This is a genomic window from Paraburkholderia sabiae (assembly GCF_030412785.1).
Taxonomy (GTDB): Bacteria; Pseudomonadota; Gammaproteobacteria; order Burkholderiales; family Burkholderiaceae; genus Paraburkholderia; species Paraburkholderia sabiae.
In genome coordinates this window covers 492158-509586 of sequence record NZ_CP125296.1, presented here as the reverse complement: position 1 = coordinate 509586, position 17429 = coordinate 492158, and the positions used below count along the sequence as shown (strand labels likewise).

At 62.6% G+C, this 17429-nt stretch carries 15 protein-coding genes; 7 read left to right on the top strand and 8 right to left on the bottom strand.

Annotation, left to right across the window (positions count from 1 at the left end):
* Window positions 1–63: 63 nt before the first annotated feature.
* The 4 genes from QEN71_RS31895 to QEN71_RS31880 form a co-directional block, all read right to left on the bottom strand.
* Window positions 64–1686: an ABC transporter substrate-binding protein gene (locus QEN71_RS31895; RefSeq protein ID WP_201647135.1), complete on the bottom strand. Its 1623-nt coding sequence runs from the start codon at window positions 1684–1686 to the stop codon at window positions 64–66.
* Between the two features lie 78 nt (window positions 1687–1764).
* On the bottom strand, window positions 1765–3039 hold the full coding sequence (locus QEN71_RS31890) for an NAD(P)/FAD-dependent oxidoreductase (protein WP_201647134.1): 1275 nt from the start codon (window positions 3037–3039) through the stop codon (window positions 1765–1767).
* A gap of 40 nt (window positions 3040–3079) precedes the next feature.
* Window positions 3080–3748: a haloacid dehalogenase type II gene (locus QEN71_RS31885; protein WP_201647133.1), complete on the bottom strand. Its 669-nt coding sequence runs from the start codon at window positions 3746–3748 to the stop codon at window positions 3080–3082.
* Window positions 3749–3964: 216 nt separating this feature from the next.
* Window positions 3965–5443 carry an aldehyde dehydrogenase family protein gene (locus tag QEN71_RS31880; RefSeq protein ID WP_377789785.1) on the bottom strand — a complete coding sequence of 493 codons (1479 nt, stop codon included), beginning with the start codon at window positions 5441–5443 and terminating at the stop codon, window positions 3965–3967.
* A gap of 224 nt (window positions 5444–5667) precedes the next feature.
* Here QEN71_RS31880 and QEN71_RS31875 point away from each other — a divergent pair, with 224 nt between their 5' ends.
* Window positions 5668–6564 (top strand): GNAT family N-acetyltransferase, encoded by an 897-nt coding sequence (locus QEN71_RS31875; RefSeq protein ID WP_201647131.1) that lies wholly within the window; start codon window positions 5668–5670, stop codon window positions 6562–6564.
* Between the two features lie 46 nt (window positions 6565–6610).
* On the opposite strand, the gene QEN71_RS31870 is transcribed toward QEN71_RS31875, so the two are convergent.
* Window positions 6611–7996: an MFS transporter gene (locus QEN71_RS31870; protein WP_201647130.1), complete on the bottom strand. Its 1386-nt coding sequence runs from the start codon at window positions 7994–7996 to the stop codon at window positions 6611–6613.
* A gap of 309 nt (window positions 7997–8305) precedes the next feature.
* Between QEN71_RS31870 and QEN71_RS31865 the strand changes: the two genes are divergently transcribed.
* The gene (locus QEN71_RS31865) at window positions 8306–8821 is read left to right on the top strand and encodes a GNAT family N-acetyltransferase (RefSeq protein WP_201647129.1); all 516 of its coding nucleotides are present in this window, start codon (window positions 8306–8308) and stop codon (window positions 8819–8821) included.
* 16 nt (window positions 8822–8837) lie between these two features.
* Here QEN71_RS31865 and QEN71_RS31860 read toward each other — a convergent pair whose 3' ends face one another.
* Window positions 8838–9689 (bottom strand): alpha/beta fold hydrolase, encoded by an 852-nt coding sequence (locus QEN71_RS31860; protein ID WP_201647128.1) that lies wholly within the window; start codon window positions 9687–9689, stop codon window positions 8838–8840.
* 125 nt (window positions 9690–9814) lie between these two features.
* Window positions 9815–10228 carry a cupin domain-containing protein gene (locus QEN71_RS31855; protein WP_201647127.1) on the bottom strand — a complete coding sequence of 138 codons (414 nt, stop codon included), beginning with the start codon at window positions 10226–10228 and terminating at the stop codon, window positions 9815–9817.
* A 184-nt stretch (window positions 10229–10412) separates the two neighbouring features.
* Here QEN71_RS31855 and QEN71_RS31850 point away from each other — a divergent pair, with 184 nt between their 5' ends.
* Window positions 10413–11009, top strand: a complete 597-nt coding sequence (locus QEN71_RS31850; protein WP_201647126.1) for a molybdopterin-dependent oxidoreductase — start codon at window positions 10413–10415, stop codon at window positions 11007–11009.
* A 21-nt stretch (window positions 11010–11030) separates the two neighbouring features.
* On the opposite strand, the gene QEN71_RS31845 is transcribed toward QEN71_RS31850, so the two are convergent.
* Window positions 11031–11957, bottom strand: a complete 927-nt coding sequence (locus QEN71_RS31845; protein WP_201647125.1) for a pseudouridine-5'-phosphate glycosidase — start codon at window positions 11955–11957, stop codon at window positions 11031–11033.
* 212 nt (window positions 11958–12169) lie between these two features.
* Between QEN71_RS31845 and QEN71_RS31840 the strand changes: the two genes are divergently transcribed.
* The 4 genes from QEN71_RS31840 (at window position 12170) to QEN71_RS31825 (ending at window position 17425) form a co-directional block, all read left to right on the top strand.
* Window positions 12170–14914, top strand: coding sequence for an MGH1-like glycoside hydrolase domain-containing protein (locus QEN71_RS31840; RefSeq protein WP_201647124.1), 2745 nt, complete (start codon window positions 12170–12172; stop codon window positions 14912–14914).
* 77 nt (window positions 14915–14991) lie between these two features.
* Entirely contained in the window at window positions 14992–15543 is a 552-nt protein-coding gene (locus QEN71_RS31835) for a thioredoxin family protein (protein WP_201647123.1), read from the top strand.
* Window positions 15544–15623: 80 nt separating this feature from the next.
* Entirely contained in the window at window positions 15624–16628 is a 1005-nt protein-coding gene (locus QEN71_RS31830; RefSeq protein WP_201647122.1) for a bifunctional helix-turn-helix transcriptional regulator/GNAT family N-acetyltransferase, read from the top strand.
* A 380-nt stretch (window positions 16629–17008) separates the two neighbouring features.
* Window positions 17009–17425 (top strand): heme-binding protein, encoded by a 417-nt coding sequence (locus QEN71_RS31825; protein WP_201647121.1) that lies wholly within the window; start codon window positions 17009–17011, stop codon window positions 17423–17425.
* Window positions 17426–17429: the final 4 nt, after the last annotated feature.

Below are 17429 nucleotides of genomic sequence, written 5' to 3'. Positions count from 1 at the left end.
TATCGCCTCCTTCTTCGAAGCCGCGTGCCGCACATCGGCGGCACGCGTGATGGCAAAGCGGACTCAGGCTTCGAGCCAGACGTTCTCCGCGAACATGAAGCCGCCAAGGCCCGCGAGCGGAATCGAATTCAGGCCTTTGAGCTTCGATGAATGCGCATCGAGCGAACTCTGGAACATCGGAATGCCAATGCCGCCGTCTTCATGCACGAGCTGCTGCATGTCGCCGTAGATCTTCTTGCGCTTCGCGTCGTCGGGTTCGCCGCGCGCGGCGACCAGCATCTGATCGAACTTCGGGTTCTTCCAGTTCGCCTCGTTCCACGGCGCATCTGACTTGAAGAACTGCGTGAACAGCACATCGGCGCTCGGGCGCGCGTTGATGTTGCCGTAGCCGAGCGGATGCTTCATCCAGTGATTCGACCAGTAGCCGTCGGAAGGCACGCGCACCACCTGCAGATTCAGGCCCGCTTGCGGCGCGACCTGTTGCAGCAGCATCGCCATTTCGACGGAGCCTTCCGCAGCGGGCGACGCGTACAACTGCACGGGCGCGCTGCCGAGCTTCGCTTTCTGGAAATAGAACTTCGCCTTCTCCGGGTCGAACGCGCGTTGCGGCAGACCCGACAGGTAGTACTTGTTGGTCGGATCGATCGGCTGGTCGTTGCCGATCGCGCCATAGCCGAGAAACACGGCGCGGCGAATCTGCTCGCGATCCATCAGATGCGTGAGGCCGCGGCGGAAGTCCGTCGTGCCGGTGATGCCGCCTTCGTCGCGCATGATGAGGTCCGTGTATTGGCCCGTCTTCGTCTCCAGCACGGAGAAACCCGGCGTGCCCTTGATGCGCGCAGTCGAACGCGGACTCACGGCGTTGATCAGTTGCACGTCGCCGGACAGCAGCGCATTCACGCGCGCCGATTCGTCGCCGATGCCGATCAGCTCCACTTCGTCGAGATGCGGCATGCCCGGCTTCCAGTACTTCTCGTTGCGCACGCCGACCGTGCGCACGCCCGGCGAGAACTCCTTGACCTTGAACGGCCCCGTGCCGATGGCCGTCTTGAAGTCGGTTGTGCCGTCCTTGATGATGAGGAAGTGCGACGTCGCGAGAATCACAGGCAGATCGGCGTTCGCGCCTTCGAGCGTGATCGTCACTTCGTTCGGGCCCGTCGCTTTCGCTTCCTTGATCTGGTCGGCGAGCGTCTTCGCCTTCGAAGCGACAGCGGGGTCCTTGTGACGCATCAGCGAATAGATCACGTCGTTCGGCGTGAGCGACTTGCCGTCGTGGAACTGCACGCCGCTGCGCAGCTTCACGACCCACACGGTTGCATCTTTCGTATCGAGCGATTCCGCCAGCGCCATCTTCGCGCCGAGATGCGAGTCGAGTTCCGTCAGACCGTTGTAGAACATGTTCGCGCGCACGTAGTCGGTGCCGAGCGCGCCCTTCGCGGGATCGAGCGTATCGGCGGCGGACGCCGATTGCGTCGCGACGCGAATCCGCCCGCCCTGCTTCGGCTTGCCCTGCTGCTGGGCGAATGCGGCGCTGCTGGTCGCCAGCAGGCCCGCGCCCGTCAGCGACATCAGTCCGCCCGCGGCCATCGCGCGCAGCACGTCGCGTCGCGAGGCGCCGCGCCGCGTCAACTCTTCGAGCCGGAGGCCGGCGTGGGCGACTGCTTCAGGCGATTTATCGATGCTCATGAAACTCTCCGCGTCAGATGGTCATGGGGAAATTCGGCAGCTTCGGGCTGTCTGTGTAAATGCAACGTAGATGCAACGTCAGTAGAAAACGTCTTTGATCTGGTAGTACGCGCCGACGAGCGGCAGAAACCACGGCTTGCCTGTGTGCCCCGGAATCGCGGGCCAATCGAAATCGCGCCAGGGGTTCGCTGCCGCATTGCCGCCGATTACGTCGGCCATCACCTGGCCCATATGCGTCGACATCTGCGTGCCGTGCCCGCTATAGCCCATCGAAAAGTAGATGCCGTCATGCTGTCCCGCGCGCGGCAAGCGGTCCGCCGTGATGTCGACGAGTCCGCCCCAGCAATAGTCGATGCGCGCATCCGCGAGAGAAGGAAACGTCTGCGCGAGATTCGCCTGCAGGATGCGGCCGCTCTTCTCATCGGACGGTTGTTCGGAAGCGGTGAAGCGCGCGCGTCCGCCGAACAGCAGACGCGAGTCGGGCGTCACGCGGAAGTAGTTGTGCATCAGGCGGCTCGTCGTGTACGAGCGGCGCTGCGGCAAGAGACGCGCAAGCTGATCGGCGGGCAACGGCTCCGTCACAACGATGAACGAACCCACGGGCGCGAGCCTGCGCCGATACCAGCCGAACGGTCCATGCCGCGACGGCCCCGTTGCGATCAGCACCTGCTGTGCGCGCAGCGTGCCGCGCGCCGTTTCGATGCGGTACGCGCCGCGATCCTTGTCGATCGACGTGACGGTGGCATGCTCGAACAGACGCGCGCCATTGCGCACCGCAGCGTTCGCGAGTCCCGCCGCGAATTTGCCCATATGCATCTGGCCGCCGCGCTTTTGCAGCAGGCCGCCAAAGAAACTGTCCGATTCGACTTCGCCGCAAATACGCTCGCGCGAAATGATCTCGACATCGGGATCGACTTCGCGGCGAATCAGTTCCGCCGTCTGCTCAAGGTGCGCGAGATGATGCGGCTTCGCGGCGAGCTTCAGCTTGCCCGACGCGAGATAGTCGCAATCCATCTGCTCTTCGCGAATGAGCCGCTCGACGGTATCCACAGCAGCCGCATACGCGCGATAGCAGCCCTGCGCACGCTCGACGCCCAGTTGCGCGCGCAGCGCCGAATAGTCCTGCGCGACGCCCGTATTGCACTGGCCGCCATTGCGTCCCGATGCGCCGCCGCCGATGCGCCCCGCGTCGAGCACAGTCACCGAGGCACCGCGTTTGCCTAGCGCGAGCGCTGCGGACAACCCGGTGAAGCCGCCGCCGATCACGGCGACGTCGACATAGCCTTCGACGGGCCCTTCGCTCGCCGGCATGCCGGCGGGTGCGGTGTCGAGCCAGTAGGAGTCGAGTTTCATCGGGTGTCTTTGCGCGTGTATCGAGCGTGGCGTTCGTGGATCAAAGGCCCAGCTTCGTCGCGAGGTCGCCGATCGTGTCGACTTCGTAGTACTCGTAGTACGGCGTGCCCGGCTCGTGGCCGCGCTTCACGAACGCCTTGTGCTTGATGCCCATGTCGTGCGCCGTCATCAGGTCGTAGCGCAGGCTCGACGACACGTGCAGCACGTCGCCGGGATTGCAGTTGAGCTGGTCGAACATGTACTCGAAGCCCGGCATGCGCGGCTTGTACGATTGCGCCTGCTGCGCGGTGAACACGCGATGGAACGGTGCGCCGAGCTTGTCGACGTTGCTCTGGATCTGATCGTCCGAAGCGTTAGACAGAATCACGAGCTTGTACTTCTTCGCGAGACGCGAGAGGCCTTCCGGCACGTCGGGATGCGGGCCCCACGTCGGCACGGCCAGATAGAATTTTTCTGCTTCCGCTTCATTGAACTCGACGTTCATGCGCTTGCACGTGCGACGCACGGCGTTGACGATCACATCGCGATACGGCTTCCATGCGCCGAGCACTTCATCGCGGCGATAGCCCGAGAAGAACGCGACGAATTGCTCCAGCTCGGCGCCGTGCAGACGGTCGCCGTACATCTCGCGGGCCATGTCGGCCATGCGGAACTTCGTCAGCGTGCCGTAGCAGTCGAACGTGATGTACTTCGGCTCGAAATCGATCATGGTGTCAGTCCTATCGTTGTTGTGAACTCACGCGGAGTTCAGTGGCGGAACAGGAAATCGCATCCCTGCGGAAAATTTAAACAGTGCAAAAAGTACGGATGTCGTTGATTCGAGTGGCTCGCGCGATATAAACCACGCGTTTTGAGGGGCGTCGGCAGCAGACTATGCGGCGGCGTTTTCATGGCTGTCGCGTGGCTGTACGTCGCCTTGCATTTGTCAGACGCGCGCATCGATCAGCACGCTCTTGAAACGCAGATTCGCTTCGTAAGCCTGCCGTCCGAGATCCTTGCCGATGCCCGAACGCTTGTAGCCGCCCGTCGGGATCATGAAGTCGCTGGTGCGTCCGTAGCGGTTCACCCAGACCGTGCCCGCCTCGATGCCGCGCACCATGCGCAGCGCGCGGCCCAGATCGGCTGTATGCACGCCGGCGGCGAGCCCGTAGTCGGGATGCGCGGCCAGCGCGAGCGCTTCGTCTTCGGTGTCGAAGGTCTGCAAGGTCAGCACCGGGCCGAAGATTTCCTCGCGCACGGCATCCGTGTGTGGCGTGACGTTCGTGAGCAAGGTAGGCATGTAGAAGGCGCCCGGCGTGGCCGCGTCCGCGCGCTGGCCGCCGCAGCGCAATGTCGCGCCGCCCGCGATGCTGCGCCCGACGATGGCCTCGATACGCGCCGCCTGCGGCTCCGAGATGATCGGTGGGAGTGTCGTGTCGGCCGACCACGTCGCGCCCGCCCTGGGCTCGCTAAAGAGGCGCTGGAGACCTTCGGCGAGTTCATCTGCGATCGATCGTTCGACCAGCAGCCGCGAGCCCGCGACGCACACCTGTCCTGCGTTGGCCGTGATCGCGCCGGCGATGCGGCGCGCGACATCGTCGAGGCGCGGCGCGTCGGCGAAAACGATCTGCGGACTCTTGCCGCCCAGTTCGAGCGTGACGGGCTTCGTGCCCGTCTCGGCGCACGCGGCCATGATCGCCGCGCCCGTGCGCGTCGAGCCCGTGAACGTCACCTTCGCGATGCGCGAATGACGCACGAGCGCGTCGCCCGTCGTGCGGCCGTCGCCTTGCACGACGTTGAAGATGCCGGGCGGCACGCCCGCTTCGACGGCAAGCTCGGCGAGCCGCAGCACGGAAAACGGCGTCATTTCCGAAGGCTTCAGCACGACGGCGTTCCCCGCCGCGAGCGCGGGCGCGATCTTCCACGACGCCATTACGAGCGGGAAATTCCACGGCGCGATCGCGCCGATCACGCCGTACGGTTCGGCAATCGTCATGCCGAGATGATCGTGATCGGTCGCGGCCACGTCGCCGCCTATCTTGTCGGCGAACTCCGCATAGAAGCGGATGCCTTCCGCCGTGAACGGCACGTCCCAGTTGAACGCGTCGCGAATGGGCCGCGTCGAGCCGAGCGATTCGAGCGGCGCGAGGTTGTGTGCATCCGCAGCGACGAGATCGGCGAAACGACGCAGCACACGGGCGCGTTCGCGTGGCGCAATGCAAGCCCAGCGGCTCGTGCGGAACGCCGTCCATGCGTTTTGCACTGCACGATCGATCATCGCCGCATCCGCGATGGGCACCGACGCGTAGACGACGCCGTCGGACGGACGCGCGACTTCGATGCGCGGTCCCTGCGCATCGACATATTCGCCGCCGATGAAATGTCCGCTGCGCACGTTGATCGTGAGTGGATCGAAACCGTTGATGAAGCGGTCCATGTGCGTGAGTCCTCGATTGCCTTCGATGATGGAAATCGTAGGCTCGCGGCCACCGCATATTTCACCGACAAAAAAGCGCGCACAGCACAATCGACGCGTTATCGCCGCCCGAACGCCGCGTTTTGCAGCGCATCACGCCCGGGTGGGCATGCCGACGTCGCGATAAAAGGATCGTCCTAGTCATGCGCGCGATACGGTGAGAGAGTCACGGTATGTGTCTTCAGAACGAGGAGGCCGGCGTGTCCGACCCACACAAGAACGGCATGATCGACTACCGCCCTTTCACCTCCGACGACATCGCGGCAGCGCATGCGCTGTCGAGCGCCGTCAGATGGCGGCATCGTCCCGATGATTGGCGCTTCGCGGCGCGCACCGGGCAAGGTTTCGTTGCACAGGACGACAGCGGCGTGATCGGCACAGCATTGTCATGGCGCTTCGGGCGCGAAGCCGCGACGCTCGGCCTGATGATCGTCGCGCCCGACAAGCAGGGCCGCGGCGTGGGGCGCAAGCTGCTCGAACTGTTGATCGACGAACTCGGCCCGCGCACGCTGCTGATTCACGCAAGCCCCGCGGGCGAACCGCTGTGCGAGAAGCTCGGCTTTCAGAGCATCGGCACGATCCATCAACATCAGGGCGCGGCATTTCAGCCGCCGCTCGTGTCGCTGCCGCCAGGCGAGCGCCTGCGCCCGCTCGGCGTCAACGATGCGCCGCGTCTCGTCGAACTGGCCTCGCGTGCAAGCGGGCTGGATCGACGCGATCTGTTGCCGGCGCTGCTCGATATCGCGAGCGGCATCGCGCTCGATCGCGACGGCGAACTGATCGGCTTTGCGCTTTTCAGGCGCTTCGGCGATGGACATGTGATCGGCCCCGTCGTCGCGGAAGATTCGCCCGATGCGAGTCGTGCGAAAGCGCTCATCAGCCATTGGCTCGCGCTGAATGCGGGGATGTTCGTGCGGATCGATACGCCGGCCGCGTTCGGGCTATCTTCGTGGCTCGAAGGGCTGGGGCTGCCGCATGTGGACAGCATCGAAAGAATGATGCGCAATGGACCGCTTCCCGTCGATGCGCAGCTGAAGCAGTTTGCGATTACGAGTCAGGCGGTGTGGTGAAGCACTGATAAAAATGCCCGCTGCGCACGCAGCGGGCATCGCAGACTCACTTCAATTCGACGCGCTTGATCTCGCCGACGATCACCAGATAGCTGACGATCGCAATCAGCGCATTGCAGGCCACGAACACCAGCGCACCGCTGAACGAACCCGTCGCCTTGACGATATACCCGATGATGATCGGCGTCGTGATGGCAGCGATATTGCCGAACGTGTTGAACATGCCGCCGCTCAGACCTGCGATCTGCTTCGGCGACGTGTCCGCCACCACCGCCCAGCCGAGCGCGCCCAGGCCCTTGCCGAAGAACGCGAAGGCCATGATCGCGACGACGACGGCCGACGAATCCACGTAGTTGCAAGCGATCATGCTGGTCGACAGCAGCATGCCGACGACGATGGGCACCTTGCGCGCTACCGTCAGCGAACAGCCCTTGCGGATCAGGAAGTCGGAGAAGATGCCGCCGAGCACACCGCCGATGAAGCCGCACACGGCCGGCAACGCAGCGACGAAGCCCGCATTGAGAATGGACATGCCGCGTTCCTTGACGAGATACACAGGGAACCAGGTCAGGAAGAAATACGTGAGCGTCGTGATGCAGTACTGGCCGATATACACGCCGAGCAGCATCCGGTTGCTCAGCAGTTGCTTGATGTACGACCACTTCGGCACTTCGTTCGCGCCTTGGGTCGCCGTTGTCTGCGCGGGTGCCTGTGCCGATGCTTCAAGCGCGGCGCGCTGCTTTTTGGGCACGTCCATATCGACGAGCGCGCCACCTTCCTTGATATGGTCGAGTTCGGCGCGGCTGATGCGCGGATGATCCTTCGGGCTATGGACCGTCTTGATCCAGACGAGGCTCACGACGACACCCACGACGCCCATGAAGTAAAACACGTACGGCCAGCCGAAGCGGTGCGTCACCCAGCCCATGATCGGCGCGAACAGCACCGTCGCGAAGTATTGCGCGGAGTTGAAGATCGCCGATGCCGTGCCGCGCTCGGCGGCGGGAAACCACGACGCGACGATTCGGCCATTCGCGGGGAACGACGGCGCTTCGGCGAGACCGACGAGAAAGCGCAGCGCGAACAGCGTCGTGATCGCCACCGAGACGCTCAGAAAACTGACCGTGCCCTGCAGTATCGTGAACAGCGACCAGATGAAAATGCTCGCCGCGTAGACGCGTTTCGAACCGAAGCGGTCGAGCAGCCAGCCGCCCGGCAACTGTCCGATCACATACGACCAGCCGAACGCGGAAAAGATGAAGCCCATCGCCACCGCATCGAGGCCGAGGTCTTTCGACATCGACGTGCCTGCCATCGACAGCGTCGCACGATCCGCATAGTTGATCGCCGTGACCAGAAACAGCATCGCGACGATTCCGTAACGGATGCGCGTTCTACGCGCGACGGCAGCGCCTTGCACTACGTTGGCCATGAAATGTTCTCCTCCTTCAGCACCAGCGTCCTGCCGGCAAGATTGCACAACCGGATGACGAAGCCGCGCGCACGTCGGCTCATAGGTTGTCTGACGACATGTTGAAGATCTGTACCAATATTTGCAATCCGGCGTTTACCCTGGAGAATCTGTCAATCAGAGTGCATGTGCGAATGGGTCGCACAGTGTCCCCGCTTGGCGAAATGCTGCATGGTGATTGTTGTTATTGTTTGTTGTACGACGACGTACTTCATTACGCTCACCGGACTGACCAGGCTCGTGCAGGCGCAGGTGCCTTAAAATCGCGCGATGGAAACAGCCTGCCCGACCATTCGCCTGCTATCGGCCAGCGACGCGCCTGCTTACGCGTCGCTGCGGCTGAGCGCGATCGACGAAGCCCCGGAGTCTTTCCTGTCGACGCGCGATGAAGAAGAGAAACGATCGATCGATGAAATCGAAGCGCGTATCTGTTCGACGGCGAATCAGGTGGTATTCGGCGCGTTCGCAGGCGACCGGCTCGTCGCGGTGGCGGGTTTGAGGCGTTATCCGTTGCGTCCCGTGCAGCAAAAGGGCTTTCTGTGGGGACTGTTCGTCGTGCAGGAACATCGTAGGAGCGGCATCGCGCGCAGTCTGATCGCGGCGGCAGTCGATCAGGCACGCGCGATGGGCCTCGCGCAGATCGCGCTGAATACGGGCGTCGACAATGCGGGCGCGATTGCGCTCTACCGCTCGGCGGGCTTCGAAGCCGTGGACGAGGAATCGTGTGACGACGAGATCGACGACGATCTCGATCGCGAGGTCGAGATGGTGTTACGGCTCGATTGAGCGGCTGGGTTTGCCGTCAGCTGTCGATGAACGACTGCAGCATCCGGTTGAACGCAGCCGGGTTCGCGACATTCATGCCGTGCGACGCGCCCGCAATCGTGCCGCGTTCCGCGCGCCAGATCCAGCCTTCCAGACTATCGACGTTGTTGCGGAACATGCGCGGGCTCTTCTGTCCGTCGATCAGCAGCGTCCGGCACATCACGTCTGCCGCCGTGTCGCGCGAATAGGCAGGCAACGGATCGCGAAACTGCTTGGGCAGCGTGCTCGCGTTGTCGATCGCCATCATGCGGAAGGCGTCGGTGCTCTTGCGCCAGGCGCCCGGCGCGCTGACGGAATCGACGAACAGTTCGAGTCCGGGCTCGACGACGCCCTCTTCGATCATGCCCGCCACCTTCGCGCGCAGCGCGTTCATCGGCGAGGGCAACGATGCTTCGGTCATCCCGTCCAGTTGCAACGGGCCGCCGGGATCGGCGAGCATCAAGGTTTTGACGAGGCGCGGATAGTCGCGCGCGAGCTGGAACGCGACGCATCCGCCGCGCGAATGCCCGACCAGATGCACGGGCGCGAGATCCATCGCGACGATGAATTCCGCCAGTTCGGCGACGTGAACCTGCCAGCCGAATTCGTTCTGGATGCACGCTTCGACGGCGGGCCAATAGTGACTGAGACTCGGCGCGATGCAGCGAAAGTGCGCGGAAAGCGGTTCGATCTGCGCGTCCCAGTAGCGGAAATCGCAGAGCGAACCGTGCACGAAGACGACCGGTTCGCCCGCGCCACGCTCGACATAGGGAATGCAAATGCCCGATGCGACAGTCGCGAAACTCAGCTGGGGATCGGCCAGCAATGAGTGATCGGTTCGCATGTTCATCGCAGTCACAGCCTCGTGTGTATCGTGGTGTGACTACTATGCAGGATTATCTGGCGTAAGAAAAACGCGTAATTCGGATCGGAGCGTTCAGGTTTTCTGATAGCGGGTGCATGATAAAGCGACGTTCATTCACTGGCGGGATCATAAGGCACCACCTCCTCACGCTCCTCCGGATGATTGCGCGCCACGACAGCCCGCGCCGGCTCCGTCGCACTCAGATTGAACGGCTGATGCGGCACGCCCGGCGGAATGAACAGAAAGTCGCCCGCTTCCGTGACGACCGACTCGCGCAACCCCGGTCCATAACGCGTTTCGACGCGCCCTTCCAGCACGTAGATACCCGTTTCGTAACCGCAATGGATGTGTGGTTCCGCATGCCCGCCCGGCGGCACGACGACGAGATGCATCGACAGCGCCTGCGAGCCCGCCGTCGTCGCCGAGATGCCGACGAAGTACGGCAGGCGCTGCGTCGTGGCGATCTCCCGCTCGGGACGCACGACGACGACTTGCGCACGTTGGCCTTGTGAATCGTCTTCCATATGCGATCCTCCCTTGCGATGGGCGGCTGAATGCAGAACGATTTTACGCCGCGCGATTCGCGGCGAATCGATTGAAGGCGGCGGCTCATGAAGCATTCACTGAACAGGCCGCCGACATCACGGAATACGATTCGCCGGTGTATAAGGGTCGAATACATCGCCGATATCTGCGGAGCCTTTGAACATGAAGAAACGTCAGTTCCTGACCAGCGCCGCTGCACTCGGCGTGAGCGTCGCGCCCGCATTCGGCGCGTCCAAGGCGAAGCCCGCTGCAAGCGCGGCGGCTCCCGCGATACTGACGGTGTCGGGCGCGGTCAAGCACACGAACCGCGGCGCGCTCGATCCCGTCTTCGATCCTTTAATGGCGAAGCAACTCGTCAAATTCACGTCGGCCTGCACGTTCGACTATCCGTCGATCGCCAGCCTGCCCACCGTCACGATCAAACCGACCATCGAATACGACGCGAAACAGCACACGCTAAGCGGTCCGCTGCTCGCGCAGGTACTCGAACAGGCGGGCGCTCCGAGCGCGGGTGATACGAAGATTTCGCTGCGTGCAGTCGATGGCTACGCGGTCCTCACGACGCTCGACAACATCCGTGCGTGGCGCTTCATCGTCGCGACGCAGATGGACGGCAAGCCGATGCCGCTCGGCGGACTCGGACCGCTATGGGCGATCTACGACGCCGACAACATTCCCGAACTCGCTGCCAAGCCGCTCAAGGATCGCTTCGTGTTGTGTCCCTGGGGGCTTTATCAGATTCAGGTAAGCGAGGCGTAAAAGCAGTGCTGCAACGGCGGCTTATCGGGCCGCCATGGCCACCGCGAGCCGCGCACCGACCTCGGCGTTGTGCCTGATCAACGCGATGTTGGTGGCGAGGCTGCGGCCTCCCGTCAGCGCCTTGATGCGCGCCAGCAGAAACGGCGTCACGGCTTTTCCGGTGACGCCTTGCGCAGCAGCGTCGTCGAGCGCCTGGCGGGTCCATCTGTCGATCTCTTCGCGCGGCATTTCGGCGGCTTCGGGCACGGGCGTGCTCAACACCACGCCGCCTGTCAGACCCAGGTCCCATTTGGTGCGGATGAAGCGCGCCTGCTCGACTGGATCGTCGAGCCGGAAGTCCGCGCGAAAGCCGCTATCGCGGGTGTAGAAGGCGGCGAAATTGTCCTGCTCGCAGCTGAGCACGGGCACGCCATGCGTTTCCAGATACTCGAGTGTGAGCCCGATGTCGAGAATCGATTTCGCGCCCGCGCACACCACGGCCACCGACGTTTTCGCCAACTCCTGCAGGTCTGCGGAAATATCGAAGGTCTCCGGCGCGCCCCGATGCACGCCGCCGATACCGCCCGTCACGAACACGTCGATCCCGGCGAGCGCCGCGCAGATCATCGTGCCGGCGACCGTCGTCGCGCCGAGGCCGCCGCTCGTCAGCACGGCGGGCAGATCGCGTCGGCTGACCTTTTGCACGCCATCGGAACGGCCGATCAGTTCGAGTTCATCGTCCGATAATCCGATGCGGATTCGCCCGCCGATCACGGCAATCGTCGCGGGTTCCGCGCCGATTTCGCGGATCACCGCCTCGACTTCGCGCGCGGTGCGCACGTTCTGCGGATACGGCATGCCGTGAGCGATGATCGTCGATTCCAGCGCCACGAGCGGACGGCCGGCAACTTGCGCAGCGGCTACGGGGGCGCTGAAGGTCAGCCAGGTGCGTGCGAGGTTTGCATCCATGTCGAATGTCTTTCCGCGTGTGATTCGCGCAAGTATGCAGCGGAATCAACATATCGATGCAGGATGGTCGATAGATTTACCCCTGAATCGCCACGCGGCGCGTTGACGCCTATCATCATGATTCCGTCATGCGCGCGCTGCGCTCGCGACGGAAAAGCACAGGCGTTCACGCATCGAACGTATCGGACGATCGATCTCGGCCGGGAGGTGCCATGCAGCCGTTAAGCGCAATCAATCTGCTTCAGTCGAAGGAAGGTTCGCGTCTCCATGGTCCGGACCTCGTGCGTTGGCGTCGTTGGGGGCCGTATCTGAGCGACCGCCAATGGGGCACCGTGCGCGAGGATTACAGCGAATACGGCACCGCGTGGGACTACTTTCCGCACGATCATGCGCGCAGCCGGATGTATCGCTGGGGCGAGGACGGCATCGGCGGATTCGGCAACGATCCGCTCGACTGGTGCGTGTCGCTCGCGCTGTGGAACGGACGCGATTCCATCATCAAGGAAAGACTCTTCGGCTTGACGAACGCGCAGGGCAATCACGGCGAGGACGTGAAGGAGTTGTACTTCTACCTCGACGGCACGCCGACGCATTCGTACATGAAGATGCTCTACAAGTATCCGCACGATGCGTATCCGTATCAGGATCTCATCGACGAGAGCGCACGCCGCGGCGCGGATCAGCCCGAGTACGAAATCCTCGACACTGGCGTGTTCGATGACGACCGCTATTTCGACGTGTGGATCGAATACGCGAAGCACACTCCCGATGACATCGTGATGCGCGTGACCGTCGAAAACCGCTCGACGCAGCGCGCCACGCTGCATGTGTTGCCGCAGTTCTGGGCGCGTAATCGTTGGGCATGGTCCGGGAAGCCCGGCAAGCCGTCGCTGACTTTGGAGCAGGACGCTGTCGAAGGCGCGCGCGTGTTTGCGCGCAATCCGACGCTCGGCACGACGATCGTGACGGCATCGGCGCAACAACCGATCGAATGGCTCTTCTGCGAAAACGAAACCAATGTGCGCCGCATATTCGGCATCGAAGGCGAAGGGCCGTTCAAGGATGGCTTCAACGACTATCTAATCGACGGCGACTCGCAAGCGATTCGACGTGACAAAGGCACACGTGCCGCTGCGCACGTCGTGCTCGATCTCGGTGCGCATCAGCAAGAAGTGTTGTATCTGCGCTGGCGCCCGGAAACGTCGACGGATACGGTGCCGCTCGACATGCCCGCCCTCTTCGCGCGCCGCCAGGCGGAGGCTGACGAATTCTATGCCGCGCTTCAGCACGATATCGCCGATGCCGACGCCCGCCTCGTGCAACGCCAGGCGCTTGCGGGCATGCTATGGAGCAAGCAGTATTACCAGTTCGACGTGACGCGCTGGCATGACGGCGATCCGGGTCAGCCCATGCCACCCAAAGACCGCAGACGCGGCCGCAATGCGGACTGGCGGCACATGTGCAACGGCGACATCGTGTCGATGCCGGACAAATGGGAGTACCCGTGGTACGCGTCGTGGGATCTCGCGTTTCATGCCGTCGCCTTTGCGATGGTCGATCCCGACTTCGCGAAGAAGCAGTTGCAGTTGCTCGTGAAAGAACGCTACATGCATCCGAACGGGCAATTACCCGCATACGAGTGGGCGTTCGGTGACGCGAATCCGCCTGTGCATGCATGGGCCACGTGGCGCGTGTACGAACTCGATCGCGAAGTGACAGGTGTCGGCGATCACGAGTTTCTCGAAGTGATGTTTCATAAGCTGCTGCTCAATTTCTCGTGGTGGGTCAACCGCAAGGACGCCGACGACCGCAACATCTTTCAGGGCGGTTTCCTCGGGCTCGACAACATCGGCATTTTCGATCGATCGTCTCCGCTGCCGACAGGCGGCCGCATCGATCAGGCAGACGGCACGGCGTGGATGGCGTCCTATGCGCTCGATCTGATGCAGATCGGACTCGAACTCGCGATGACGAACACTGCGTACGTCGAAATCGCCGTGAAGTTCTTCGAGCACTTTCTGTATATCGCGGAAGCCGTCAGTTGCGGCGAGGTCTGCAATACAGGGCTATGGGACGGCCGCGACGAATTCTTCTATGACGTGCTGCATCTTCCCGACGGAACGCGTGTGCCGATGCGCATACGTTCGATCGTCGGCTTGATACCGCTCTTCGCCGTCCACGTGCTCGACGAAGAAGTGCATGGTCATCTACCCGGACTGCGAGAACGGCTCGCGTGGTTTCTCGATCATCGGCCGAATCTCGCGCGGCTCGTCTCACGCTGGACGGAACCCGGCAAAGCCAACACGACCTTGCTCTCGCTGTTGCGCGGACATCGGATGAAATCGCTGCTCAGGCGCGCGCTCGACGAAAGCGAGTTTCTCTCCGACTACGGCGTACGCGCACTGTCGCGCGTGCATCTCGACGAACCGTATGTTTTCGATCACGACGGCGTGAATGTTTGCATCGAGTATCAGCCTGCCGAATCGGAATCGCGCGTGTTCGGCGGCAATTCGAACTGGCGCGGACCCGTGTGGATGCCCGTCAACTATCTGCTGATCGAATCGCTCTACGAATTTCATCGCTACTACGGCGACGAGTTTCGTATCGAGCATCCGACAGGATCGGGCCACGGCGCCTCGCTCAGCGAAGTCGCCGACGATCTCGCGCGACGCGTCACGACGCTGTTTCTGAAAAACGAGGAAGGCGTGCGTCCTGTCATGGCCGCGTATCCAATGCTGCAAGCCGATCCGCGTTCGCAGGATCTGATCCTCTTCCACGAGTACTTTCACGGCGACAACGGACGCGGTGTCGGCGCATCGCATCAGACGGGCTGGACGGGACTGGTCGCGCTGCTGCTGCAACCGCGCTTGATGAAGCTGTCCCACATGACGCCCGATGCAACGCCCGTCGCCGCGCACACGGCAGAAGAAATCGTCGCTGCCGCGATGGCGCGTTAGCGTTCGGCAGCTGAAAGACACGAGGCGCACAATGGACGTGGAATTGTTCTTCGACACTGTCAATCAAGGAGCAATGCATGGCGACAGAATCCCCTCCCGGCGAACTCGGCGCTAAAGCGCCCGGCTTTACGTTGCCCGCTACCGACGGGCGCACTTATACGCTCGACGACGTCCTCGGCCCGAAAGGTCTCGTCGTTGTCTTCATGTGCAATCACTGTCCGTATGTGCAGGCCGCATTGCCGCGCATCGTGCGCGACGCAAAAGATCTTTCGAAGCTCGGCATCGGCATGGTCGGCATCAATCCCAACGACGGCATCGCATATCCGGAAGATTCGTTCGAACGCATGGTCGAACTCGCCGCCGAATGGCAATTGCCGTTCCCGTATCTGCACGACGAATCGCAACAGGTCGCGCGCGCATACGCCGCCGTCTGTACGCCGGACTTCTATGGCTTCGACGCCGGTTTGTCGTTGCGATATCGCGGCAGACTTGACGCATCGCGCAAAGACCCGATCCCCGACGCGCGCCGCGATCTCTTCGAAGCCATGCAGCAGATTGCGCAAACGGGAATGGGCCCCGAAGAGCAACCGCCGACGCTCGGCTGTTCGATCAAGTGGAAAATGACCTGACGATCTCGCTCCTTGCATAAGTTGCGCTTCGCAACTATAGTAGTTGCGAAGCGCAACTTACATAATGACAGGAGCACGCCGTGGATATCGTCGACACACCCGTTCAATCGCGCGACAAAACCATCCTCGAATTGCGCGAGTTCTCGCGCAAGCTCGTGCGCGAACTGGGTTTCATGCGCTCGACACTGGCGGAGAGCGATCTCGCGCCCTCCGCGGTCCACGCCATTCTCGAGATCGGCGCGACGCCCGGCATGCAGGCGCGCGATCTCGCCCAGCTGTTACGGCTCGACAAGTCGAATGCAAGCAGGCAGATCGCGAAACTGGAAATGTCAGGGCTAGTCGAGCGCACTGCATCGAGCGATGATGCGCGCTCTTCGGAGCTTTATCTGACCAAAGCGGGTCAACAGCTTCGCAAGAACATCGACAAGTTCGCGACCGATCAGGTGTCGAGCGCGTTGCGCAAGCTCGCGCCTTCTGATCAGCAATCGCTGGTGCGCGCGCTGTCTCTATACGCCAGCGCGCTCGCACAGGACAACGACGCGAAAGAACCACAAAGCGCGGCGCCCGTGCCGCAAATCGTCGAAGGCTATCAGCCTGGTTGCATCGGCGACGTTGCGAGCCTACATGCGCGCTACTACTCGCAGCACTCGGGCTTCGGTGTCTACTTCGAAAAGATCGTCGCGACAGGGCTTGCAGAGTTTGCGGAAAAGCTGCCCGATCAAAACAGGCAACTGTGGCTCGTCGTTGATAACGGAAGAACACTGGCGTCGCTGGCGATCGACGGAAACGCGAAGAAACGCGTCGCGCATTTGCGCTGGTTCATCGTCGACGATACCTTGCGCGGCACAGGCATCGGCAGACAGTTGATGACGCGCGCCATGGCTTTCGTCGACGAACGGTTCGACGAAACCTATCTGTGGACGTTCAAGGGACTCGACGCCGCCCGTCATCTGTATGAAGCATTCGGCTTCGAACTGACAGAAGAAGCCGAGGGCACGCAGTGGGGTAAAGCCGTCGTCGAACAGCGGTTCGTGCGATGCAAACCGGCGCCAGGACGGATGCGCGGCAGTCGGCGCAAGGAATGACCATCGGGTAGCCGTTCTGCCTTCCACGCGATCCTCTTCGCGAACCCGGCGACGCCTCCTGTCGCCGGATGACATCTCCGCTCTCTTCCCCAACTCCGTTCGTCGTACGCACGCAGCGCGGGTTTTCCCTGGCGCGGCGCTTGCGCGCTGCCTGCATGCCGCTCTCCAGCGTAAATAGGGCGAGAAAAACTGGTATGACCAGTGTTCCACCGGGTCGACAAGCCGCTCAGAACGCGGAACAATGGATATCAAGTCATATATAAGACTGAACCTCGCTTGCACGCCGGCAGTGCGCGCGCGCACCGGCTGTCATGTGCGCGATCGCCAGTTCGGTCCGGCCTGCCGTCGAAACCATTTCAATCGTTTCAGGAAATCGCAACATGCAGACAAAATCCGTGCTGACGGTCGCCGAGTCGACGAAAATCATTGAAGCGGCGCGTGCCGAAGCCGAACGCAACCAGTGGGCCGTCGCGATTGCCGTGGTCGACGACGGCGGCCATCTGCTGTCGATGCTGCGCCTCGACAACTGCGCGCCGATCAGCGCCTACATCGCGGGCGACAAGGCCCGCACGGCCGCGCTCGGCCGCCGCGAATCGAAGCAGTACGAGGACATGATCAACGGCGGCCGCACCGCGTTCCTCAGCGCGCCGCTGTCGGGCACGCTGGAAGGCGGCGTACCCGTCGTGGTAAATGGTCAGGTGATCGGTGCCGTCGGCGTGTCCGGCGTCAAGGCCGATCAGGATGCACAAGTGGCAAAGGCCGGTGCCGCGGCCGTTGCCAGCAACGCGAATGCTTGAGTGC

Bases quoted from the DNA above. Each gene is read 5' to 3' on its own strand.
- QEN71_RS31895 (WP_201647135.1), bottom strand. From the start codon at position 1,686: ATGAGCATCGATAAATCGCCTGAAGCAGTCGCCCACGCCGGCCTCCGG.
- QEN71_RS31890 (WP_201647134.1), bottom strand. From the start codon at position 3,039: ATGAAACTCGACTCCTACTGGCTCGACACCGCACCCGCCGGCATGCCG.
- QEN71_RS31885 (WP_201647133.1), bottom strand. From the start codon at position 3,748: ATGATCGATTTCGAGCCGAAGTACATCACGTTCGACTGCTACGGCACG.
- QEN71_RS31875 (WP_201647131.1), top strand. From the start codon at position 5,668: ATGTGTCTTCAGAACGAGGAGGCCGGCGTGTCCGACCCACACAAGAAC.
- QEN71_RS31870 (WP_201647130.1), bottom strand. From the start codon at position 7,996: ATGGCCAACGTAGTGCAAGGCGCTGCCGTCGCGCGTAGAACGCGCATC.
- QEN71_RS31865 (WP_201647129.1), top strand. From the start codon at position 8,306: ATGGAAACAGCCTGCCCGACCATTCGCCTGCTATCGGCCAGCGACGCG.
- QEN71_RS31860 (WP_201647128.1), bottom strand. From the start codon at position 9,689: ATGAACATGCGAACCGATCACTCATTGCTGGCCGATCCCCAGCTGAGT.
- QEN71_RS31855 (WP_201647127.1), bottom strand. From the start codon at position 10,228: ATGGAAGACGATTCACAAGGCCAACGTGCGCAAGTCGTCGTCGTGCGT.
- QEN71_RS31850 (WP_201647126.1), top strand. From the start codon at position 10,413: ATGAAGAAACGTCAGTTCCTGACCAGCGCCGCTGCACTCGGCGTGAGC.
- QEN71_RS31845 (WP_201647125.1), bottom strand. From the start codon at position 11,957: ATGGATGCAAACCTCGCACGCACCTGGCTGACCTTCAGCGCCCCCGTA.
- QEN71_RS31840 (WP_201647124.1), top strand. From the start codon at position 12,170: ATGCAGCCGTTAAGCGCAATCAATCTGCTTCAGTCGAAGGAAGGTTCG.
- QEN71_RS31835 (WP_201647123.1), top strand. From the start codon at position 14,992: ATGGCGACAGAATCCCCTCCCGGCGAACTCGGCGCTAAAGCGCCCGGC.
- QEN71_RS31825 (WP_201647121.1), top strand. From the start codon at position 17,009: ATGCAGACAAAATCCGTGCTGACGGTCGCCGAGTCGACGAAAATCATT.